18 protein-coding genes are annotated in these 20,762 nt (G+C 69.4%); 1 reads left to right on the top strand and 17 read right to left on the bottom strand.

Annotated elements, in window-relative coordinates; genetic code table 11:
- Positions 1–3 precede the first annotated feature (3 nt).
- Positions 4–585, top strand: coding sequence for a DUF3501 family protein (locus AC3A6Y_RS16100; protein WP_487869244.1), 582 nt, complete (start codon positions 4–6; stop codon positions 583–585).
- A 435-nt stretch (positions 586–1,020) separates the two neighbouring features.
- On the opposite strand, the gene AC3A6Y_RS16105 is transcribed toward AC3A6Y_RS16100, so the two are convergent.
- From AC3A6Y_RS16105 to AC3A6Y_RS16185, 17 genes are all read right to left on the bottom strand, one after another.
- Positions 1,021–2,211: a trans-sulfuration enzyme family protein gene (locus AC3A6Y_RS16105; protein ID WP_487869245.1), complete on the bottom strand. Its 1,191-nt coding sequence runs from the start codon at positions 2,209–2,211 to the stop codon at positions 1,021–1,023.
- A complete protein-coding gene (locus tag AC3A6Y_RS16110; RefSeq protein ID WP_487869246.1) occupies positions 2,208–3,581 on the bottom strand; it encodes a pyridoxal-phosphate dependent enzyme in 1,374 nt (457 codons plus the stop codon). Before AC3A6Y_RS16110 ends, AC3A6Y_RS16105 begins: the two co-directional genes overlap by 4 nt.
- A gap of 11 nt (positions 3,582–3,592) precedes the next feature.
- The gene (locus tag AC3A6Y_RS16115; RefSeq protein WP_487869247.1) at positions 3,593–6,205 is read right to left on the bottom strand and encodes a helix-turn-helix transcriptional regulator; all 2,613 of its coding nucleotides are present in this window, start codon (positions 6,203–6,205) and stop codon (positions 3,593–3,595) included.
- Between the two features lie 127 nt (positions 6,206–6,332).
- Positions 6,333–8,849 (bottom strand): ABC transporter permease, encoded by a 2,517-nt coding sequence (locus AC3A6Y_RS16120; protein ID WP_487869248.1) that lies wholly within the window; start codon positions 8,847–8,849, stop codon positions 6,333–6,335.
- Positions 8,850–8,903: 54 nt separating this feature from the next.
- Complete coding sequence (locus AC3A6Y_RS16125; protein WP_487869249.1) at positions 8,904–9,374, bottom strand: hypothetical protein; 471 nt, start codon at positions 9,372–9,374, stop codon at positions 8,904–8,906.
- A gap of 57 nt (positions 9,375–9,431) precedes the next feature.
- Positions 9,432–10,283 carry a formate dehydrogenase accessory sulfurtransferase FdhD gene (locus AC3A6Y_RS16130; RefSeq protein WP_487869250.1) on the bottom strand — a complete coding sequence of 284 codons (852 nt, stop codon included), beginning with the start codon at positions 10,281–10,283 and terminating at the stop codon, positions 9,432–9,434.
- The gene (locus tag AC3A6Y_RS16135; protein WP_487869251.1) at positions 10,280–10,669 is read right to left on the bottom strand and encodes a hypothetical protein; all 390 of its coding nucleotides are present in this window, start codon (positions 10,667–10,669) and stop codon (positions 10,280–10,282) included. Before AC3A6Y_RS16135 ends, AC3A6Y_RS16130 begins: the two co-directional genes overlap by 4 nt.
- Complete coding sequence (locus AC3A6Y_RS16140; RefSeq protein ID WP_487869950.1) at positions 10,666–11,895, bottom strand: formate dehydrogenase subunit gamma; 1,230 nt, start codon at positions 11,893–11,895, stop codon at positions 10,666–10,668. Before AC3A6Y_RS16140 ends, AC3A6Y_RS16135 begins: the two co-directional genes overlap by 4 nt.
- A 28-nt stretch (positions 11,896–11,923) precedes the next feature.
- Positions 11,924–12,193, bottom strand: a complete 270-nt coding sequence (locus AC3A6Y_RS16145) for a hypothetical protein (RefSeq protein ID WP_487869252.1) — start codon at positions 12,191–12,193, stop codon at positions 11,924–11,926.
- Positions 12,190–12,810: a formate dehydrogenase FDH3 subunit beta gene (fdh3B, locus tag AC3A6Y_RS16150; RefSeq protein ID WP_487869253.1), complete on the bottom strand. Its 621-nt coding sequence runs from the start codon at positions 12,808–12,810 to the stop codon at positions 12,190–12,192. Before fdh3B ends, AC3A6Y_RS16145 begins: the two co-directional genes overlap by 4 nt.
- Before the next feature lie 98 nt (positions 12,811–12,908).
- Positions 12,909–15,896, bottom strand: a complete 2,988-nt coding sequence (locus AC3A6Y_RS16155; RefSeq protein WP_487869254.1) for a formate dehydrogenase subunit alpha — start codon at positions 15,894–15,896, stop codon at positions 12,909–12,911.
- Positions 15,897–15,906: 10 nt separating this feature from the next.
- Positions 15,907–16,131, bottom strand: coding sequence for a formate dehydrogenase (locus tag AC3A6Y_RS16160; RefSeq protein WP_487869255.1), 225 nt, complete (start codon positions 16,129–16,131; stop codon positions 15,907–15,909).
- 113 nt (positions 16,132–16,244) lie between these two features.
- Positions 16,245–16,862 carry a TorD/DmsD family molecular chaperone gene (locus AC3A6Y_RS16165; protein WP_487869256.1) on the bottom strand — a complete coding sequence of 206 codons (618 nt, stop codon included), beginning with the start codon at positions 16,860–16,862 and terminating at the stop codon, positions 16,245–16,247.
- 114 nt (positions 16,863–16,976) lie between these two features.
- Entirely contained in the window at positions 16,977–19,055 is a 2,079-nt protein-coding gene (locus tag AC3A6Y_RS16170) for a 4Fe-4S binding protein (protein ID WP_487869951.1), read from the bottom strand.
- Positions 19,015–19,647 (bottom strand): DUF3306 domain-containing protein, encoded by a 633-nt coding sequence (locus AC3A6Y_RS16175; RefSeq protein WP_487869257.1) that lies wholly within the window; start codon positions 19,645–19,647, stop codon positions 19,015–19,017. Before AC3A6Y_RS16175 ends, AC3A6Y_RS16170 begins: the two co-directional genes overlap by 41 nt.
- On the bottom strand, positions 19,640–20,227 hold the full coding sequence (locus AC3A6Y_RS16180; protein ID WP_487869258.1) for a DUF3305 domain-containing protein: 588 nt from the start codon (positions 20,225–20,227) through the stop codon (positions 19,640–19,642). Before AC3A6Y_RS16180 ends, AC3A6Y_RS16175 begins: the two co-directional genes overlap by 8 nt.
- Before the next feature lie 70 nt (positions 20,228–20,297).
- Positions 20,298–20,717 (bottom strand): FHA domain-containing protein, encoded by a 420-nt coding sequence (locus AC3A6Y_RS16185; protein ID WP_487869259.1) that lies wholly within the window; start codon positions 20,715–20,717, stop codon positions 20,298–20,300.
- Positions 20,718–20,762 lie beyond the last annotated feature (45 nt).

A 20,762-nucleotide genomic window follows, 5' to 3' on the forward strand; every position in this document is an offset into this window, starting at 1 on the left:
ACGATGACCATCACCCCCGACACCCTGATGACGCTGGAGGCCTACGCCAAGATCCGCAAGTCGAGCGCCCCGGAGTCCATCGCCCACCGCAAGCTGCGCACGGTGCGCCTGGGCGACCATGTGAGCGTGCAGTTCGAGGACGAGACCACCATCCGGCGCCAGATCCAGGAGATGCTGCACATCGAGAAGATCTTCGAGGAGGACGGCATCCGCAGCGAGATCGACGCCTACCTGCCGCTGGTGCCCGACGGCAGCAACTGGAAGGCGACCATGCTGATCGAGTACACCGACGTTCACGAGCGCAAGCGCGAGCTGGCGCGCCTCATCGGCGTGGAAGACCGCATGTTCGTCGAGGTCGAGGGCCATCCGCGCGTTTACGCCATCGCCGACGAGGACCTGGACCGCGAGACCGACGAGAAGACCTCGGCGGTGCATTTCCTGCGCTTCGAGTTCGACGATGCGGCGCGCGCGGCGGTGCGCGCGGGTGCGCAGGTCAAGCTGGGGTGCGATCACACGAACTACCCGGCGATGATCGTCATCGCGCCGGAGACGCTGGCCAACCTTGCGGGTGATCTTGGCGCCTGACTTGAAGGACTTTGCGTTCAATACAGGCAGTGATGCAGGCGGGCGCGCCGCGGAAGGCGGTCTGCGGTCCGGGCTCATACTGGGGCGGTCGTCGCTACGCGCCGACTTCGTTGCGGTGCTCGTCTGGGGGCGGCGCCGCGGAACTCGCGACGTTCACTGCGTTCACTCTGCTCAAACAGCCGCGGCGAGCTAGACAACGAAGCGCGCCTGTCCTTCGGCAGGCGCGCCCGCCCCCAGACTGCGCTCCTCACCGCCCCAGAAATCGCCCGGCCCGCAAACCACCTTCCGCGGAGGACACGGCGGGGTTGATCCGAATACCAACCCGGACTCCGGTTCCGGCCCCCGCGCACCTGCGTTTGGCGCGCCGCAGCGGACCCGTGGGCTCCTTTGCAGCGCGCAGGCACATGAGCGCCCTTCCAAGCCCCTATCGCAAAATCAGATCTTCTCCAGCGCCTGCCGCAGGTCGGCCCGCAGGTCCTCCAGATCCTCGACCCCGACCGACAGCCGCACCAACCCATCCCCAATGCCCAGCCGCGCACGCGTCTCGGCCGGGATGGTGGCGTGCGTCATGATGGCCGGGTGCTCGATCAGGCTCTCGACGCCGCCCAGGCTTTCTGCCAGCGAGAAGATGCGTACCGCTTCCAAAAAGCGCCGCGTGCCGGCGAGATCGGTCTTCAGGTCGACGGAGATCATGCCGCCGAAGCCCTGCCGCATCTGCTGCCGCGCCAGCGCGTGCTGCGGGTGCGAGGCCAGGCCCGGGTAGTGCACGCGCGCCACCTGCGGCTGCGCCTCGAGCCACTGGGCAAGCGCCAGCGCACTGCTGCAATGGCGCTCCATGCGCAATGCGAGCGTCTTCACGCCGCGCAGCGCGAGGAAGCTGTCGAAGGGCCCGGCGATCGCACCCACCGAGTTCTGCAGGAAGCCCAGGCGCTCGCGCAAGGCCGCGTGGCGCTCCTCGCGGCCGACCACGGCGATCCCGCCGATCACGTCCGAATGGCCGTTGAGATACTTGGTGGTGGAGTGCACCACGATGTCGAAGCCCAGCTCCAGCGGCCGCTGCACCCAGGGGCTGGCGAAGGTGTTGTCGGCGACGCAGAGGATGTCGCGCTCGCGGCAGATTGCCGCGATGGCACGCAGGTCGGCCAGGCGCAGCAAGGGGTTGGTCGGCGTCTCGACCCACACCATGCGCGTCTCGGGTGTCAGCGCTTCCAGCAGCCGCACCGGATCGGTCAGGTCGACGAAGCTGAAGCGGTGCCCCGCGCTGCGCGCACGCACCCGCTCGAACAGTCGGAAGGTGCCGCCATAGACATCGTCGCCCGAAACGACATGGGCATTGGCGTCCAACAGCTCCAGCGTGGTCGAGATCGCAGCCAGGCCCGAGGCGAAGGCAAAAGCCGCCGAGCCGCCTTCGAGGTCTGCCACGCAGCGCTCCAGCGCCCAGCGCGTGGGGTTGTGCGAGCGGCCGTAGTCCAGGCCCTTGTGCACGCCGGGGCTTTGCTGCACGTAGGTGGAGGTGGCGTAGATGGGCGGCATGATCGCGCCGGTCGAGGGATCGGGCGCCTGGCCCGCATGGATGACGCGGGTGGCGAAGCCGAGCGGGGCGTGCGGGTCCTTGTCTTGGCTCACTTCAGCTTTCTCCGGAGATGGTTCAAGAGATCGGTGCGCGTGATGAGGCCGTGGAAGCCGGCCTCGTCCGAAATCATCGCTGTCAGCCCGCGGTCGAGCACCGCTTCGAGCTCGGCCAGGCTGGCGCTGGAAGGCAGGGTCTCGGGCAGGTCGGTCATCGCGCTCTTCACGCTGGCGCGGAAGCGGCTCGCGTCCGCGTGAACGCTCAGCAGCAGGTCGGACTCGTCGATCACGCCGACCAGCTGCGTGCCTTCGAGCACCGGCAGCTGCGACACGTCCGCCAGGCGCATGCGCTGGAAGGCGGTGAGCAGCGTGTCCTCGGGCCCCACGCTGATCACGCTGCCGTCCTCGAAGCGGCGCGAGACCACGTCGCGCAGATCGCCGAAGCGCTCGCGCGCGAGCAGGCCCTGGTCGAGCATCCACTGGTCGTTGTAGACCTTCGAGAGATAGCGCGTGCCGGTGTCGCACACGAAGCTCACCACCCGCAGCGGCCGGGTCTGCTCGCGGCAGAAGCGCAGCGCCGCCGCCAGCAGCGTGCCGGTCGACGAGCCGCCCAGGATGCCCTCGGCCCGCAGCAGCTCGCGGGCAGTGCCGAAGCTTTCCTCGTCGGTGATCGAATAGGCCTTCTTCACGCCGGAGAGATCGGCGATGCCCGGGATGAAGTCCTCGCCGATGCCCTCGACCGCCCACGACCCGGCCTCGCCCACGGTGCCGCTGCGCGTGTACTCCGCGACCACCGAGCCCGCCGGATCGGCCAGCACGAAGAAGAGCGCGGGCTGAACCTCGCGGAAATAGCGCGTGAGCCCGGTCACGGTGCCGCCGGAGCCGACGCCGACGACGATCGCATCCACATCGTGCCCGCATTGCTGCCAGATCTCGGGCCCGGTGCTGGCGGCATGCGCGAGCGGGTTGTCGGGGTTGTTGAACTGGTCGGCGAAGAAGGCTCCCGGGATCTCCCCGGCAAGCCGCGCCGCATAGTCCTGGTAGTACTCGGGATGGCCCTTGCCCACGTCCGAGCGGGTGGTGTGGACCTCGGCGCCGAGCGCCTTCAGGTGCAGCACCTTCTCGGTGGCCATCTTGTCGGGCACCACCAGCACCACGCGGTAGCCCTTGGCGCGCGCCACCAGCGCCAGGCCCAGGCCCGTATTGCCGGCGGTGGCCTCGACCACCGTGCCGCCCGGCTTCAGGCGCCCGTCGCGCTCGGCCGCATCGATCATCGCCAGGCCCACGCGGTCCTTGATCGATCCGCCGGGGTTCTGCGACTCGAGCTTGAGGAACAGGGTGCAGGGGCCGGTGTCCAGCCGCGTGACCGGCACCAGCGGCGTGTTGCCGATCAAGTCCAGCACGGCGGGGCGCGTCTCGTTCGTCATTCGTTCACTCCTCATCGCACCCCCAACTCGCGGAACCAGGCCGCTGCCGCCCCACGCGAGGCCAGGTCCAGGCGGTCCAGGATGCGCGCCACGTGCCGCTTGACGGTATGGGGACTGAGGTCGAGCGCCCGGGCGATCAGCTTGTTGCTGTCGCCCGAGGCGATGCGCTCCAGAACCTCCATTTCGCGGGGGGTCAGCACCTTCGAATCGGGCAGTGCAGACTTGGGCGCGTCCGGCTTCGCATTTCCCTGCGCCTGCACCGACAACGCGGCCCAGTGCCGCATCTCCGTTTGGGCTTCCTCCGGCACCTCGGAGCCCCACGGCGCCTGCACCAGCTCGGCCAGAACGCGCGGCCCGCACATCAGCACCCCGCACATGAGGCCGGTGCGCCGGGTCCGTGCCACCAGCGGTTCCATCGCGGCCCAGGCCGCCTGCGGCCGCCCGGCGCGCATCTCCGCCATGGCGAGTGTGCTGCGCACCATCGCATCGAAGCCGAAGCGGTCGATGTCCTGGGACGTCTCGACGCATTCGCGAAGCAAGTGCAGCGCATCCTCGACACGCTGTTCGTGCAAGGCGAGCTGGGCCTCGAGCAGAGGCGGAAAAGGCTCCCAGTACGAACCGCGCATGTCCATGCCGCGCAGGCTTTCGAGGACCTCCCGGACGGTGGCCCAGTCTTCCACGACGCTGGCCGCGGCGCCACGCGTGACCAGCTCCAGGCGCGGCAAGTGCTTGAAGTAGCTCTTGTCGCTCATCACGAGATGAATGGCCTCCCGATCGCCACGTACCATCGCCTGGGCCACGGCAAGAATCCAGGAGCCGACACGGGCATGGCGCGGACGCCCGGCCCATTTTTCGTCCGCCTCCAGCTGCACGGCCAGCGCACGGGATTCGGCGACACGGCCTTCCCACAGCAGCAGCCAGGCTTCGTTGCTCCGCGCCAGCAGCTGCAGCGGCACATGGCTATCGCCCGCGGCGCGCAGGGCGCCGGCCACGACCCGCCTGACCAGTTCGGGAAAGGCCGGCGTGACGTAGTTGCCGAACATGTAGGGGAGAAACCGGAACCAGAGCGCCGGCGTTCCGCCGTCCTCCAGCAGGCTCACCAGGCGCCGCAGGTGGTCTTCGGCCGCGGCAGCGGGACCACTGACCACGGCACCCCAGTACCGGCTCGCCAACCTGGCCGCGTCGGTCTCCAGGTCCGGCGGGGCGTCCTCGAGCGTGGCGAGAACCTCCGCCGCGTGGGCCTGGAAGCGCTGCAAGGCGCCGCCATAGGCCGAGAGCGCGAGCGCGCGCCGCGCCATGCGCAGGTCGCCCTCTCGCTCGAACTTGAGGGCCGCCTCGCGCATGTGCACCATCAGCTCGGGACTGAGCTCGCCGAAAGCGAGCAGGCCGCGCACATAGGCCAGGCGCGGCGACTCGGCCTGCGGCCCCTGCGGGAACCGCTTCAAGAGGCTGTCCACCTTCATCCCGTCGCCCTGCGCGAGCATCGACGGCGTGACGGCGACCAGCATGTCCTCGGCCTCGCGCCATGCCGATGCGCGCAGAAGATAGCCCAGCTTGCGCGCCGTGTCGGACTCGTCCTCGGCCGCCAGGCGCAGCAGCTGCGGCAGCTCCTCCGGCCGCTGGCGCTTCAGCTGTTCCTCGAGAAACGTGCGAAAGAGATCGTGCAGGCGCAGCATGAGCTCGTCGGCGTCGAGCACCGACACGAACAGGCCGCGCCGCTCGATCTCCTCCAGCATCTCGGCCGCGCGCGGGTTGCCGCTCACCTTGGCGCAGCGGGCGGCGCTGAGCTCGGGCAGCACCGAGCAGCGCATCAGGAACAGCTGCCACGGTTGCGAGAGCCTGTCGAAGACCTCGCTGGCGAGGTAGTCGGACAGATGCCGCTGGCTCAGTCGCAGCTCTGCCGCCGACTCGGCCGATCGCCCGGCCGCATCCAGGATCAGGCAGAGGCCGGCGATCCATCCATCGGTGCGCCCGAGCGCGCGCTCGACCATGCCGTCGCTGTCGGCCTGCCCCGACTCGCGCAGGAGAAGCCGGGTTTCCTGCGGCGTGAACCTCAGGTCGGCCTGGCCGAATTCGGCCAGCTCGCGACGCGCCCGCATTCGGGCCAGCGGCAGCGGCGGCGGCGTCCGGGACGAGATGGCCAAGGTCCAGTTGAGCGGCGCCAGCTCCAGCAGCTTGCGCAGGAACTCGAAGATCCTGGGGTCCGGGATCGTGTGCATGTCGTCGAACACGATCACGCCGTGGTCGACACTCATGGCGCCCAGCGCATTCGCGATCTCCCCGACCGCCAGGCCCAGCCCGCCCGGCATGCAGGCCTGCTCCGCCAGGCTTTCGGGCGCGACGCGCCAGGGCGGGTCATAGGCCTCGAGGGTGTCGATCAGGCAGGTCACGAAACGCGGCAAGTCGTCCTGCTCGTCGGCCGCGACCCAGGCCGAGATGCAGCCGTGCGGCAGCAGGGAGAGCTGGCGCGACAGGGCTGCCGTCTTGCCGAAGCCGGCCGGCGCCACCAGCAAGGTGAGGTGTCGGTTCAGCAGCGCCTCGCCGAGGCGGCTTTCGAGCTCGGCACGCTCGACCAGGCCCGCGCGAAAGGCAGGGGTCCGGATTTTCGTGAGCGCGTAAACCATGGAATCAGATCGCGCGACCGCATGGCCCGACGCGTGACCGCGACCAGTCTCCGCTCAGGCACCGCGCGGACGCTGCTGCAAGCAGTGTGGCGATCTTCCTCGCGGGGCGCAAGCGCGTTCGCCGGTGCTATTCGGCCGCGCGCCTGAGCGTGTCCACCACCGGCCGCCGCAGCACTTCGCGCAGCCCCCACCAGCCGGCGGCCAGCGCCAGCACGGCACCGGCCAGCGAGCCGGTCACCGGCACCAGTGGCGAAGCGGTCCAGCTGAACTCGAACACGAAGCGCGCCAGGCCCCAGCCGATCAGCGAGGCCACGATGCTGGCCAGGAAGCCGGCCAGCAGGCCCACGCCCACCAGCTCCGCGCGCTGCACCTGGCGCAGCAGGCTGCCGCGCGCGCCCACGGCACGCATCACCGCGAACTCGCGCGCGCGCTCCTCGCGCGTGGCGGTGACCGCGGCGAACAGCACCACCAGGCCGGCCGCGAGCGTGAAGCCGAACAGGAACTCCACCGCGCGGATCACCTGGTCGAGCACCCGCTGCACCTGGCCGATGGTGGCGCTCATGTCCACGTTGGTGACGTTGGGGAAGGTGCGCACCAGCGCGTTGTCGAAGCCCGGACGGTCCGGCGCGCGGAAGGCGCTCATGTAGGTGACGGGCACGTCGCCCAGCGAGCTCACGGTGTACATGACGAAGAAGTTGGCATGCATCGAGCCCCAGTCGACCTTGCGCACGGAGGTGATGCGCGCGTCGCTCTGCTGCCCGCCGATGTCGAAGCGCAGCTGGTCGCCGAGCTTGAGGCCCAGCGTCTCCATCAGGCCCTGCTCCACGCTGACCTCGCCCTGCTTCTCGGGCGCCCAGCTGCCGGCCACCACCTCGTTGTGCGAGGGCCGCTCGGCCGCGTTGCTGAGGTTGAACTCGCGGTCGACCAGGCGCTTGGCGCGGTCGTCCGCATAGTCGTCGGGCGAGACCGGCTTGTCGTTGATCGCGACCAGCCGGCCGCGGATCATCGGGTACCAGTCGTACTTCTTCACCCCGCCGGCCTGCAGCGCCTGGCGAAAGGCTTCGCCCTGGTCGGGCATCACGTTGATCACGAAGCGGTTGGGCGCATCGGGCGGCGAGGCGCGGCGCCAACTGGCGACCAGGTCGGTGCGCAGCAGCACCAGGAGGATCAGCGCGAGCAGGCCGACGGCCAGGGCGCTGACCTGGACCACCGTGTAGGCCGGCCGCGCCGAGATCTGGCGCGTGGCCAGCACCAGCCAGCGCGGCGCGGTGGTCTCGTTGACGCTGCGGCGCAGCAGCAGCACGGCCACCCAGCTCAGCAGTGCGAACACCGCCACGGCGCCGGCGAAACCGCCGACCGCGATCAGCCCCAGCTTGAGGTCGCTGCTGGCCGCCAGCAGCAGGGCCGCGAAGCCGGCCACGCCGATCCCGAGCACGGCGATCGAGGCCGGCTTGAGGTTGCCCACGTCGCGACGGATCACGCGCAGCGGCGGCACCTGCGCGAGCTGCAGCACCGGCGGCAGTCCGAAGGCGAAGAGCAGCGTGAGCCCCATGCCCAGGCCGAAGGCCACCGGCCACAGGCTGGGTGCGGGCAGCGCGGCCTCGACCAGTCCGGCCAGCAGCAGCACGAACACGTAGTGAACGGCGAAGCCGATGGCCACGCCGAGCGCGCTGGCCGCCAGGCCGATGGCGGCGAACTCGAAGGCATAGGCCTGGGCGATGGTGCGCTGGCTCTGGCCCAGCACGCGCAGCATGGCGCAGTCGTCGAGGTGGTTGGCCGCGAAGCCGCGCGCCGCCAGCGCCACGGCCACCGCCGACAACAGCGCCGCCAGCAGCGCGACCAGGTTGAGGAATTTTTCGGCGCGCTCCAGCGTCTGGCGCATCTCGGGACGGCCGCTCTCGAAAGAGTCGAGCCGGATGCCGCGCAGCTCGCCCTTCTTGAGGGTCGCGTCGGCCCAGTCGCTGAAGCGCTTCACCGCAAGGGTGTCTCCGGCCACTGCGAAGCGGTAGCTGACGCGGCTGGCCGGCTGGACCAGCCCGGTGCGCGGCACGTCGGCCTTGTTGAGCATCACGCGCGGCGCGAAGCTCATGAAGCCGGCGCCGCGGTCGGGCTCCAGCGTGATCACGCGCGCGATGCGCAAGCCGGCATCGCCCAGCAGCAGCGTGTCGCCCATCTTGAGCGCCAGGGCTTCCAGCAGCGGGGCATCGACCCAGGCCTCGCCGGGCGCGGGCACCTCGCGCGTGGGCGCGCCGGGCGTGTCGGGTGCGTCGCTGACCTGCAGGCTGCCGCGCAGCGGATAACCGGGCTCCACCGCCTTGAGCGCGACGAGTTTGGTCGCGCCGCCCTGCGCTTCGCTCGCGCGCGCCATGGTGGGGAAGCCATAGGTGCCGGCCGTCTGCAGGCCGAGCGATCGGGCGCGCTCGATGAAGGGGGCGGGCGTCGGGTTGTCGCTGGCCAGGACCGCATCGCCGCCGATCAGCTGGCGTGCATCTCGTTGGAGGCCGCCCTTGAGCCGGTCGGCGAAGAAGCCGACGGCGGTGAGCGCGGCGACGGCGAGGACCACGGCGACGATGAGAAGACGCAGCTCACCGGCGCGCAGGTCGCGCCAGAGCGTGCGCCAGCCGAGACGGGCGGAGGCATTCATGGAGCGCACGATAGCCGATGCAGGCGCGGGATCGTGCGGCGAGGGGCAATCAGATCAACGAGGCGCGTCGTCCGTCTCCTGCGGCACCTGGACCCAGTCCTGCTTGCAATCGGGAACCGCCGGGAAGTAGCCCGCCGGATCGGGGCAGTACAGCCGCATGACGGGTCCGGGAGCGACGGGAACGGGCTGCACGCCGTAGACGGTGTAAGGCACGGCGTAGCTGGCCGGGTAGTAGCTCGGGTAGTAGGCCGGGTAACGCGGGTAATAGCTCGGATAGTAGTAGGCCGGGAATGCGAAGCCGGCGCCGACGAAGACGGCGGAACGGTGATGGTGATGCCTGGGGAAGAATCCCCGGTGCGCAGGAAAGCCGGCAACGCCGCGGAATGGCGCCGGGCGGAAGCCATGTCCGTGGAAAGCACCCCCATGGAAGGCGCGGCCTTGGTGCCCGCCGCCTCGATGCGCGAAGCTGGGCATGGCGGCCGCGGCCGCGGCGGCGAACAGGGCAGCCAGGATGAGTCTGTTCATGGCGACCTCCTCGAAGGGGATCGTTGGACCCCGGGGCCAGGCGCCGAGTTCGCGGCTTTACCGAAGCGCCAGCTCCGGCTGCAGCTCCAGCCGCTCGGCCCCCGCATAGCAGACGAAGCGCTTGTGGGTCGCGCGCCCGATCGCGCACAGGCCGACCCGGGTCGCAACCTCGTGCCCCATCTGCGTGATGCCGCTGCGCGAGACCACGATGGCCACGCCCATCTGGGCCGACTTGATCACCATCTCGCTGGTCAGGCGCCCGGTGGTGTAGAACACGCGCCCGCCTTCGAGCCGTCCGGCCGGCTGCATCGCGATCCATCCGGCGATGGTGTCGATCGCGTTGTGGCGGCCCACGTCCTCGACGAAGCACTGCATGCGGGCGTCGTCGTCGCCCTCGCCGAGCGTGAACAGGGCGCAGCCGTGCACCGAGCCGGCCGACTTGTAGGTGCTCTCCTGGAGCCGGATCGCGTTGACCAGCGCATAGAGCTGCGCCTGCCGCATGCGCGTCGCGGGCAGCGCAAGCTGCTCGATGCCGGCCATCAGCTCGCCGAACACGCTGCCCTGCCCGCAGCCGGTGGTGACCACCTTCTTGGCAGTGCGCTCCTCGATGCGGTCGATGCCGGCATGCGTCTTCACGGCGGCGGCGTTGACTTCCCAGTCGACGGTGATGGATTCGCAGTCGGCCGCCGACTCGATGAGCCGCTGGTTCAGCAGGTAGCCCAGCACCAGCAGCTCGGGCTGGGCGCCGAGCGTCATCAACGTGACCAGCTCGCGGCGGTCCACATAGACGGTGAGGTCGCGCTCGGCCGGGATCGAGACGCGGCCGCGCTCGCCGTGCTCGTCGACGATCTCGACCTCGCGCGTCAGGGGCGCGCGCGCCGAACTCAGGCGCGGGAGCGCGGGGCTCACTGCTTGGGCGTGGGATTCGCCGCCGCGGCCGGCTGGTTGGTGTTGGGGGGCGAGGACGCGTTGCCGGCCGGCGAATGCGCGCCCGCGGCCTCGATCGGCTTTTGCTCGGGCGGCGTGTAGGCGAAAGGACCCGGATCGGCACAGGCAGGCGCGGCCGGCGCCGCCAGCTGCTTGCCGGCCGCCGCCGCACTTTCCCGGTACTTCGCGGCCACGCGGTCCTGCGCCTGGCAAAGCTGGTAGGCCTCGACCTTGCCGCTCCACGCCGTGCGGGCGGCGGCTTCCGCGGCCTTGGCCTTGGCTTCGGGCGTGGCCGGCGGCGCGGGCAGCTTGGCGAATGCGCTGCTGCCGGCCAGCGCGAGGCCGCAGGCGATCACGATCTTCTTCATGAGGGATTTCCTTCGATGCGGGCGGTGTTCACCGGCGGGGTGACGTGGGCCGGGGCGCTGCGTTGCGCCGGGATCTTGCCGGCAGCGATGTCTTCGTACCAATACTCGTGGTGCTCGCGGGCCCAGGTCTCGTCGACATAGCCGTGGCGCATCGCATGGTAGGCGCCCTTCATGCCCAGCGTGCCGATGTAGATGTGGCCCATGATCAGCGCCATCATCAGCATCGTCGCCACCCCATGGACCATGTGCGCGATCTGCATCTCGCCGCGCGTGTAGACGAAGCCCGGCAGCAGCTTGTCGAGGAACAAGCCCGAGGCGGCCACGATGCTGCCCAGCACCAGGATGCCGCCCCAGAACACCACCTTCTCGCCGGCATTGAAGCGGTGCGAAGGCACCTCCTTGCCGCCGAACAGGCCGCCGCCCTTCGCCAGCCATTTCAGGTCCGCCACGCGCGGCAGGTTGTCCCGCACGAAGGTGATGAACATCAGCACCAGCGTGACCACGAACAGCGGCCCGACGAAGTTGTGGATGGTCTTGAGCGCGTAGGTCAGCAAGCCGAAGAGCGAGGCGCCGATGATCGGCAGCAGGAAGAATTGTCCGAAGGCCATGACCAGGCCGGAGACCGCCAGCGTGACGAAGGCGATCGCGTTGGACCAGTGGGTGGCGCGCTCGAAGGGCGTGAAGCGCTCGATCTTGCGGCCCGTCTCCGTGCCGTGCAGGCCGATCGGCCCGCGCGTGAAAAAGAAGATCGCGATGGCCAGCAGCATCACGAAGAGAAGGGCCGCGCCGTAGGGAATGATCCACTCGTTGCGCACCTGGCGCCAGGCCTCGCCGGCGTTGGTCAAGCGCGATCCGGGGTACTTCACCATGGGCTGGATCAGGTTGCCGGCCTCGGGCGCCTGCGAAACAGGCAGGCTGCTGTGGCCGGTCACGCCCTGCCCGACCTGCCGCCACATCGGCGCGTTGTTGCCGGGCTGCACCTTCATGCGCTCGGCGTTGCTCTGCTGAAAGTAGTTCGGATCGGCGCTGGCCTCGGGCTTGACGTCGAAGATGTTCTGGCTGCGGATGCCACCGGGCTGCTGCGCCGCGGGTGCCTGGACCGACGGCGCCTGCGGCGCCGGCGTGCCGCTGACCGCACCGCCGGCGGCGGGATTCTGTGCCTGCGCCGCGGCCAGGCCGGACGCCAGCGCGGCCGTGAGCGCCAGGGCGTTCAGCAGCTTCTTCATGCAGCTCATGCAGCCTCCTTGCGTTCTTTCAGTTGTCGCGGGTGTAGTCGTTCTGGCCGTTCTGCGTTCGAACTTTCAGCTGTCGCTGCCAGGCGTTCGGGTCGCCCACTTTCCAGCCGGAGGCGGTGAACGCGGTGCCGGCAGCCGCCTGCGTGCCGGCGTTCGAGCCGGTGCTGGTGCCTGTCCAGGGCGCGGCGTCGTACTTCACGCCCTGGGCGTTGGTCTGCGGCTTCTCGCCACAGGCCGCGAGCAGCGCCACGGCCGCCGCCATGGCCGCGAACCGGGTCGCGCGCCTCATTTCGTGCTCCCGTTGGTCGGCGTGCCGGCCTGCTTCGAGCCATAGGCCGTGCCCCAGCCCCACACCTCCGCGCCCTTGCCGCGGTGCAGCACGCGGGTGCGGAAGATGTCCGCCACCACGTCGCCGTCGCCGGCGAGCAGCGCCTTGGTCGAGCACATCTCGGCGCAGGCCGGAAGCTTGCCCTCGGCCAGGCGGTTGCGGCCGTACTTCTCGAACTCGGCCTGCGAGCCGTTGGCCTCGGGGCCGCCGGCGCAGAAGGTGCACTTGTCCATCTTGCCGCGCGCGCCGAAGGTGCCCTGGGCCGGGAACTGCGGGGCGCCGAAGGGGCAGGCGTAGGAGCAGTAGCCGCAGCCGATGCACACGTCCTTGTCGTGCAGCACCACGCCCTCTTCCGTGCGGTAGAAGCATTGCACCGGGCACACGGCCATGCAGGGCGCGTCGGAGCAATGCATGCAGGCCACCGAGATCGACTTCTCGCCCGGCACGCCGTCGTTGAGCGTGACCACCCGGCGGCGGTTCACGCCCCAGGGCACCTCGTTCTCGTTCTTGCAGGCGGTGACGCAGCCGTTGCATTCGATGCAGCGCTCGGCATCGCAGACGAATTTCATTCTTGCCATGGCAATGCCTCCTGCCGAGCCGCCTCAAAGGAGGCGTGCGCCCCCTCGGGGGGCAGCGAATACACGAAATGATGAGCGTGGGGGCACATAGTCTTGCCTTAGGCCTTTTCGATGTTGCAGACCGTGGTCTTGGTTTCTTGCATCATGGTCACGCTGTCGTAGCCATAGGTCGTCGAGGTGTTGATCGCCTCCCCGCGCACCACCGGCGCCGCGCCCGCCGGGTAGTAGGGCAGCATGTCGGCCCCCTGCCAGCGGCCGGAGAAATGGAAGGGCATGAAGACCGTGTCGGGCCCCACCCGCTCGGTGACCAGCGCCTGCACGTTGAGCTTGGCGCCGGTGGGCGTGTGCACCCAGGCGCGCTCGCCGTTGCGGATGTTCTTCTCGGCCGCGACCTTCGGATTGATCTCGACGAACATCTCCTGCTGCAGCTCGGCGAGCCAGGGGTTGGAGCGGGTCTCCTCGCCGCCGCCCTCGTACTCGACCAGCCGTCCGGAAGTCATGATGTAGGGGAACTTCTCGGCGACCTTGTCCGCGATGTTCTTCTGCTGCACGCTCTTGTAGAGGGTGGGCAGGCGCCAGAAGGCCATCTTGTCGTCGTGCGTCGGGTACTTGGCCATGAGGTCGGGCCGGGTGCCGTAGAGCGGCTCGCGGTGCTGCGGGATCGCATCGGGGAAGTTCCACACCAGCGCGCGCGCCTTGGCATTGCCGAACACGTGGCAGCCGTGGTTCTTCATGGTCACGCGGATGATGCCGCCCGAGTTGTCGGTCTTCCAGTTCTTGCCCTCGGCCTTGGCCTTCTCGGCATCCGTGAGCTCGTCCCACCAGCCGAGCTTCTTGAGCAGCACGTGGTCGAATTCCGGATAGCCGGTGGTGATCTCGGCGCCGAGCGAGTGGGAGCCGTCCTCGGCCAGCAGGTTCTTGCCGTTGCGCTCCACGCCGAAGTTGGCGCGGAAGTTGCCGCCGCCGTCCATCACGTGCCTGGAGGTGTCGTAGAGATTGGCGCTGCCCGGGTGCTTGAGCGCAGGCGTGCCGTAGCAAGGCCAGGGCAGGCCGAAGTAGTCGCCCGACAGGTCGTAGCCGTTGACCTTGTCCTTGCCCGACTTGGCGCGCAGGGTCCGCACGTCGAAGGCGCCCATGTTGCGCATGTGGGCCTGCAGCCGCTCGGGGCTTTGTCCCGTGTAGCCGATGGTCCAGCAGCTGCTGTTGATCTCGCGCAGGATGTCGTCGGGGATGGGCTCGTCCATGCCCTTGACCTTCTGCATCTTGTAGTTCTTGCTGAGCTCCTTGCCGAAGCCCAGCCGGTCGGCGAACTGCTGCATGATCATGTGGTCGCTGCGGCTCTCCCACAGCGGCTCGATGACCTTCTCGCGCCACTGCAGCGAGCGGTTCGAGGCGGTGACGGAGCCGCTGGTCTCGAACTGGGTGCAGGCCGGCAGCAGGTAGACCGCGCGATTGGGATTCAGGTCCTCGGGCCGGCCCGGCATGGCGGCCATGGCCGCGGTCGCCGAGGGGTACGGGTCGACCACCACCAGCAGGTCCAGCTTGTCCATGGCCCGCTTCATCTCGAGGCCGCGGGTCTGCGAGTTGGGGGCATGGCCCCAGTAGAAGACGCCGCGCAGGTTGGCGTCCTGGTCGATCAGCTCGTTCTTCTCGAGCACCCCGTCGATCCAGCGCGAGACCGTGATGCCCGGCTTGCTCATCATCGCGGGCGAGGCAAACTGCTTCTTGATCCACTCGAAGTCCACGCCCCAGACGGAGGCGAAGTGCTTCCAGGCGCCCTCGGCGATGCCGTAATAGCCGGGCAGCGAATCGGGGTTGGGCCCGACGTCGGTGGCGCCCTGCACGTTGTCGTGGCCGCGGAAGATGTTGGTGCCGCCGCCCGACTTGCCGACGTTGCCCAGCGCCAGCTGCAGGATGCAGGAGGCGCGCACGATGGCATTGCCGATGGAGTGCTGGGTCTGGCCCATGCACCAGACGACGGTGCCGGGCCGGTTCTCGTTGAGCCAGGTCGCGACCTTCAGCACCTGGGCCTCCTTGACGCCGCAGGCCTCCTCGACCTTGTCGGGCGTCCACTTGGCCATCACGTCGGCGCGCACCTCGTCCATGCCGAAGACGCGGTCATGGATGTACTTCTTGTCTTCCCAGCCGTTCTTGAAGATGTGGTACAGGATGCCGAAGAGGAAGGGGATGTCGGAGCCCGAGCGGATGCGCACGTACTCGTCGGCCTTGGCTGCGGTGCGGGTGAAGCGCGGGTCGACCACGATCACCTTGCAGCCGTTTTCCTTTGCGTGCAGCAGGTGCAGCATGCTCACCGGATGCGCCTCGGCCGCGTTGGAGCCGATGTACATCGCCACCTTCGAGTTGCGCATGTCGTTGTACGAATTGGTCATGGCGCCGTAGCCCCATGTATTCGCAACGCCCGCGACGGTGGTCGAGTGGCAGATGCGCGCCTGGTGGTCGCAGTTGTTGCTGCCGAAGAAGCTGACGAACTTGCGCAGCAGGTACGACTGCTCGTTGTTGTGCTTGCTGGAGCCGATCCAGTAGACCGAATCGGGCCCGCTGGCCTGGCGCAGCTCCTTGAGCCTGGCGGTGATCTCGTCGAGCGCCTGATCCCAGCCGATGCGCTGGTACTTGCCGTCGACGAGCTTCATGGGATAGCGCAGCCGGTACTCGCCGTGGCCGTGCTCGCGCAGCGCGGCGCCCTTGGCGCAGTGGGCGCCCAGGTTGAGCGGCGAGTCGAACACCGGCTCCTGCCGGACCCAGACGCCGTTCTCGACCACGGCGTCGGAGGCGCAGCCGACCGAGCAGTGGGTGCAGACCGTGCGCCGAACCTCGATCTTGCCGGCGCCGACGGCCGCCGGCTTGCCCTCGGCGGCCTGCGTCTTGCGCATCAGCGTGAGCTGGCCGGCGGCCAGGCCGACGCCCACCCCCAGGCCCGAGCGCCGCAGGAAGGCACGCCGGTCCATGGTCGGCAAGGCGTTCGCGAGGCCGCGCCGCAGGCTGTGGACGAAGGGCGAGGCAGCGGATGAAGAATGAAGCGGTTCGCCGTCGCGCGGGACGGCGGTCGACTTGCGTGTCAGCAGCATGGTGGTGTCTCTAGGCCGAAGTGGTCTGGTAGTAGCGCTTGACGTGTTCGCTCAGCGTGTAGCCGCCACCCTTCTCGGGCGCGGGCTTGGGAGCGGGAGTGGCGGCGGAGGCTGGCGCCTCGACGACCTTGGGCAGCACCGTGACGGCTGCTGCGGCTGCGCCGACGGTGGCGGCGCCCAGAAAGAAACCTCGGCGGGATGCCGGCTTGGCGCCGGCGATTTGGCTGTCCTGCATGTCGACTCCAGGAATGGCTCGGTAAAACGAGATATGAAACCAGTTACATATCTTTGGATACTAGTCCAGACCCTAATAGGGCGGCAAATACGACACTTCAAAGCCCCTCGGGGCTAAGTCAGCATGTCGAAGCCCTGGGCCTCGACCTCGGCGAAGGCCCGGGTCAGCGCCGCCAGCGCGGCATAGAAATTCGCCTTCGGATGCTGCGCCACCGCATCGCACATGGCCGGCAGCCAGGGCTGCACGTGGGCGGCGAAGAAGGCTTGCTGCTGCGTGAGGTTGGCCACCGCCACGTCCTCGCCTGCAATCAGGTAGCGCATGACCTCGAACAGGCAGGCCACGTGGTCTTCGGTCTCCGGGACCGCCTGCTCGCGCGCCAGGCCCAGCCGGTCGAGGTCGGCACGCAGGCGCGCCAACGGCTTGTCGTTGAGGAAGCCGCTCAGGTAGTGCGAGCCGAACAGGTAGACCTCCGGCTTGCCGATGCCGCCGAAGAGCGCGTCGTACTCGTCGCGCGCCGAGGCCGCGTCGAGGCCGCGCGCTGCGCCGACCACCTCGCGCCAGGGCTCCTCCAGGAAGGCGCCGGCGGCCGGCGCCTCGGTGGGTGCGACCTGAAAGGCGGCGAGCAGCTCGTCGTCGGGCGCCGCATACCAGAGCCGCGCGAGCAGCCCATAAAGCTCGGCGCGCGCGAGCTCTTCGTCGAGGGCGGAAGTGGCCGGGAAACTGGCGCTCATCAAAAAACCTCCGCGCAAGGCGCTGCGGTATTCGCCTCGGGAACGGCCCTGCGGATCATTGAGAACCTCCGCGCAAAAGCGCTGCGGTATTCGCCTTGGGAACGGCCCTGCGGCTCATAGCTGCGTGATCTTCATTTCGTCCGCGGCGCTGTACAGGTCGATGACCCGGCAGTCGCTGCACATCTTGAGGCGCTCCAGCGCTTCGCCCTGGAACATCGCATGGCCGGCCAGCTTGCCGAGCATGGCCTCGATCGCCTTCTCGGTGCCGAAGGGCTTGTCGCAACGGATGCAGCGCCAGGGCTTCGCCTCGTTGAGGACCACCGGCTGGCTGCGCTCGGGCGCGACGAGCAGCCGGGGCACGAGCGAGATGGCGTCCTCGGGGCAGGTGCCGGCGCACAGGCCGCACTGCACGCAGTTCTTCTCGACGAAGCGCAGCTGCGGCGCGTTGGGGTTGTCCTGCAATGCGCTGGCCGGGCAGGCGCTCACGCAGGCCAGGCACATGGTGCACTTGTTCTTGTCGACCTCGATGGCGCCGTAGGGCGAGGCCGCCGGCAGCGCGATGGCCAGCGGCGCCTCAGGGGCGGCCTTCCTCGCCGGCGCGGCATCGACCAGGTGATCGAGCGCCAGTTCGAGCGTGCTGCGCTTCTCGGCGCCGACCGCGTAGCGCGCCGGCACCGCCGGCCGCTGAGGCTGCGCGCGGGGCAGCTCGGCCAGCGCGCTGTCGAGCGCCGCGGGCCGGCTCGCCTCGATCAGCCGGAAATGCGTGCCGGCGTAGCCCAGGCCCGCGAGCACGGCCTGCGCGATCGCCATCTGCTCGCGCAGCGCCTCGACGTAGGCCGGCGCCTCCTCGCCGGTCGCCAGCACCGCCACCTGCGAGGCGCCGAAGGCGATGGCGCTCAGCCACAGGTCGATGCCGGTGCTGGCGGCATGCCACAGGCCGACCGGGATGACCTGGGCCGGCACGCCCCGCGCACGGCCGAGCCGCGCCTCGCGGCCCAGCTGCTCGATGAGGGCCTGCCCGCCTTCCCGGCCATGCAGCAGCAGCACGGCATCGCGCCCGCCTGCCACGGCATAGGTGGCAAGCAGCGTGCGCAGCTTCGTGCCCTGGTCGGGCGCATGCGGGTAGGCGTAGGCCAGCGCGCCGGTCGGACACACGGTGGTGCAGGCGCCGCAGCCCACGCAGAGGTTCGGGTTGACGACGATGCGCTGGCGCGCCTTGTCGCTGCTCACGGCATGGGCCGAGCAGACCTCGATGCAGGCCTTGCAGCCCACCTGCTCGTTGCGGCTGTGGGCGCAGAGCTTCTGCCGGTAGTCGAAGAACTTCGGCTTCTCGAACTCGCCGACCAGTTCGCGCAGCTGCAGCAGGGTCGAGGGCGCCTGCGCATTCGCCAGGCCGCCGCGCAGGTGGAAGTAGCCCTGCGGCGGCGCGTGCCAGTCGATCAGCGGCGCCTCGCCCAGGTCGAGCACCAGGTCGAAGGCGCCCTCGAGGGCTTCGGCGGGGCGGCTGAAGTCGATGGCGCCGGCCACGGTGCAGGCCCGCTCGCAGTCGCGGTGCGACTGGCACTTTGCGTTGTCGATCTGGTAGTCCAGGCCGATGGCCTGCTCGGGACAGGCCGCCACGCAGGCGTTGCAGCGGGTGCAGAGATCGAGATCGATGGCGTTGTCGCGCGTCCAGCGCAGCTGGAAGGCGCCGAGCCAGCCGGCGAGCGCATCGATGCGGCCGGCGACCACCGGCCAGCGGCGCTCCTGCGCGCCGCCCGCGCTGCCGGGGCCGCGCGAGAAGATCGTGACTTCCAGCGTGTCGGCCAGCAGCGCCGCCACGCGCTCGGCCTCGTCGAGCGCGCCGACCACCAGCAGCCGGCCCTGGCTCTTGTAGCTCACGATGCCGACCGGCTCGGGCTCGGGCAGGCGGGCCTGCGCGAGCAGCGCGGCGATCTTCGGGCTGGCGCTCGCCGCATCGCGGCTCCAGCCGCCGGTCTCGCGGATGTTGACGAAGCGGATCGGCGACTCGGCCCCGGGCGTCTGCCGTGCGAGCTCGCCGAACAGGCGCTTCTCCTGCGTGCAGGCCACGATCACCTCGTCGCCGGACTGGATCGCACGCTGGAAGGCCGGCGCCTCGCGGCGGCACAGGGTGGAGTGGAGGGGCAGTGTCTCAGCCAGGGCCGCGCCGAGGGTCTTCGGCTCGAGTGGCATCGTCTTGTTGCAGTCGCAGATCAGCGTGGTGGTCATCGGTTTCTTGGCTGGCCGGCTGCGCATCGGTGGCAACCGGTTGGCTGGGAACGGGGTCCGTGGAGACCGACTCTGCCACGTCCGCGCTTGCGTTGTTCTCAGGGTCTTTGTCAGGCTGCTCGTCGAACAGCTTCATGAATTTCGCGCTGGCCATCTGGCGCAGCACGCTCTCGGGCACCGGGGTCGAAACGGAATAGTCGTCGATGTAAGTGTCCAGACCATCCATGACGTTGAAGTGCGGGTCGGCGAACAGCTTCCTGAGGGCGGCGTTCTTGACCTCGGGCGCGACGTTGCCGGCAAGAAAAGGCTTGAAGTCGGATTCGGGCGTGAGCGCCTGTGCATCGGTCAAGGTCGGTGCCGGCGGCAGTTCCCCCTCCCCCTCCGAGGGAGGGTTGGGGTGGAGGTGCGCAGCCTCCGCAGCGGGCGCAGCCTCGGCAACAACGGGCACAGGCTCCGCACGCGCTTTCACCGGCACGACCGGCTCCTCCGGTACCGCCTCCCCTTCCTTCACCTGCTGCTTGCGCCGCGACCACCGCTCGAAGAAGCCCTCAGACATCGCCCGCCCCCCGCCCGCGCTTCTTCTCCGTGGACACGCTCGCCGCATTGCCGAAACGATCCACCAGCGGCTTGAAGCTCTGCGGCCGCTGCCGCCGCCTGGGCTCGGCCTCGTGGTGCTCGTCGACCCAGGTGCGCAGCCATTCCACCACTTCGGGCGGCGCCGGCACTTGCTCGACCGTCTCCTGCGCATCGAGCCAGCGGCCCGCCTCGCTGTAGCTCAGCGTCACCACCACCGGCCGGGCGATCGGCTCCGCGGCCACCGTGGCCTCTTCTTCGAGGCGCCAGAGCACGAACCAGCCGGGCGCCGGCGTCGTCGCGTTGAGCCGGTAACCGTCGGTGTCATCGCGAAACAATTCGACCTTGAAGCCCGGGTGCAGCCAGCGCTGCACCTCGTCGTCCTGCTGCAGCAGCCGGGGGACGCTGCCGAAGCCCGGCTCGTCGGGCATGACCCCCTCGAGCATCCAGCGCCAGGGCTGCCAATGGCTGGAGGGCCCGTGCAGTCGCTCGCGCCGCATCACGACGGCGACGTCGAGCGAGGGGCGCGTGCCGTCATCGGCAGGGCTGGTGGGCGGATTCATGCGCCTGACGATAGCTCAACCGCCGCGTGGACACGCCGCTGCGGCTATTGGCCGTCGGGAGGCCGCCCATTCAGGGCAGCAGGGACAAGGACTCGCGCTTGCGCGGGCGCACCCAGGTCCGGCGCGGCTCCGCATCGAGCTTGTGCAGGTCGCCCGGCATGGTCACCAGCCGCAGCGCCTCGGCCGGCGGCAGCATGGTGGTGCTGTAGAGAAAGCGCAGCTGGCAATCGCCGATCGTGATCGCATCGCCGTTGCCGAGCGGCCGGGTGCCGATCACCCGCTCGTCGTTGAGGTAGGTCCCGTTGCGGCTGCCGAGGTCGGCGAGCAGGTAGCGGTCGCCCGTCCATTCGATGAGCGCGTGCCGGCGGCTCACCGTGTCGCTGTCGATGCACACGTGGTTGCCGGCGGCGCGCCCGATGGTCGCGGACGGGCCGGCGATGTTGACCTGACGCACGCTGCTGTGGCGGGCCAGGACGATGAGTCTGGGCATCCTTTGCTCCTGTTATTCGTTCAACTGCCAAGGAGCTTAATGGCC

Source organism: Variovorax sp. Soil_C_17, assembly GCF_057657265.1.

Excerpts from the sequence above, each read along its gene's own strand:
- AC3A6Y_RS16100 (WP_487869244.1), top strand. The coding sequence starts at position 4 with ATGACCATCACCCCCGACACCCTGATGACGCTGGAGGCCTACGCCAAG.
- AC3A6Y_RS16110 (WP_487869246.1), bottom strand. The coding sequence starts at position 3,581 with ATGACGAACGAGACGCGCCCCGCCGTGCTGGACTTGATCGGCAACACG.
- AC3A6Y_RS16115 (WP_487869247.1), bottom strand. The coding sequence starts at position 6,205 with ATGGTTTACGCGCTCACGAAAATCCGGACCCCTGCCTTTCGCGCGGGC.
- AC3A6Y_RS16120 (WP_487869248.1), bottom strand. The coding sequence starts at position 8,849 with ATGAATGCCTCCGCCCGTCTCGGCTGGCGCACGCTCTGGCGCGACCTG.
- AC3A6Y_RS16125 (WP_487869249.1), bottom strand. The coding sequence starts at position 9,374 with ATGAACAGACTCATCCTGGCTGCCCTGTTCGCCGCCGCGGCCGCGGCC.
- AC3A6Y_RS16135 (WP_487869251.1), bottom strand. The coding sequence starts at position 10,669 with ATGAAGAAGATCGTGATCGCCTGCGGCCTCGCGCTGGCCGGCAGCAGC.
- AC3A6Y_RS16140 (WP_487869950.1), bottom strand. The coding sequence starts at position 11,895 with ATGAAGAAGCTGCTGAACGCCCTGGCGCTCACGGCCGCGCTGGCGTCC.
- AC3A6Y_RS16145 (WP_487869252.1), bottom strand. The coding sequence starts at position 12,193 with ATGAGGCGCGCGACCCGGTTCGCGGCCATGGCGGCGGCCGTGGCGCTG.
- fdh3B (WP_487869253.1), bottom strand. The coding sequence starts at position 12,810 with ATGGCAAGAATGAAATTCGTCTGCGATGCCGAGCGCTGCATCGAATGC.
- AC3A6Y_RS16155 (WP_487869254.1), bottom strand. The coding sequence starts at position 15,896 with ATGCTGCTGACACGCAAGTCGACCGCCGTCCCGCGCGACGGCGAACCG.
- AC3A6Y_RS16160 (WP_487869255.1), bottom strand. The coding sequence starts at position 16,131 with ATGCAGGACAGCCAAATCGCCGGCGCCAAGCCGGCATCCCGCCGAGGT.
- AC3A6Y_RS16165 (WP_487869256.1), bottom strand. The coding sequence starts at position 16,862 with ATGAGCGCCAGTTTCCCGGCCACTTCCGCCCTCGACGAAGAGCTCGCG.
- AC3A6Y_RS16170 (WP_487869951.1), bottom strand. The coding sequence starts at position 19,055 with ATGCCACTCGAGCCGAAGACCCTCGGCGCGGCCCTGGCTGAGACACTG.
- AC3A6Y_RS16175 (WP_487869257.1), bottom strand. The coding sequence starts at position 19,647 with ATGTCTGAGGGCTTCTTCGAGCGGTGGTCGCGGCGCAAGCAGCAGGTG.
- AC3A6Y_RS16180 (WP_487869258.1), bottom strand. The coding sequence starts at position 20,227 with ATGAATCCGCCCACCAGCCCTGCCGATGACGGCACGCGCCCCTCGCTC.
- AC3A6Y_RS16185 (WP_487869259.1), bottom strand. The coding sequence starts at position 20,717 with ATGCCCAGACTCATCGTCCTGGCCCGCCACAGCAGCGTGCGTCAGGTC.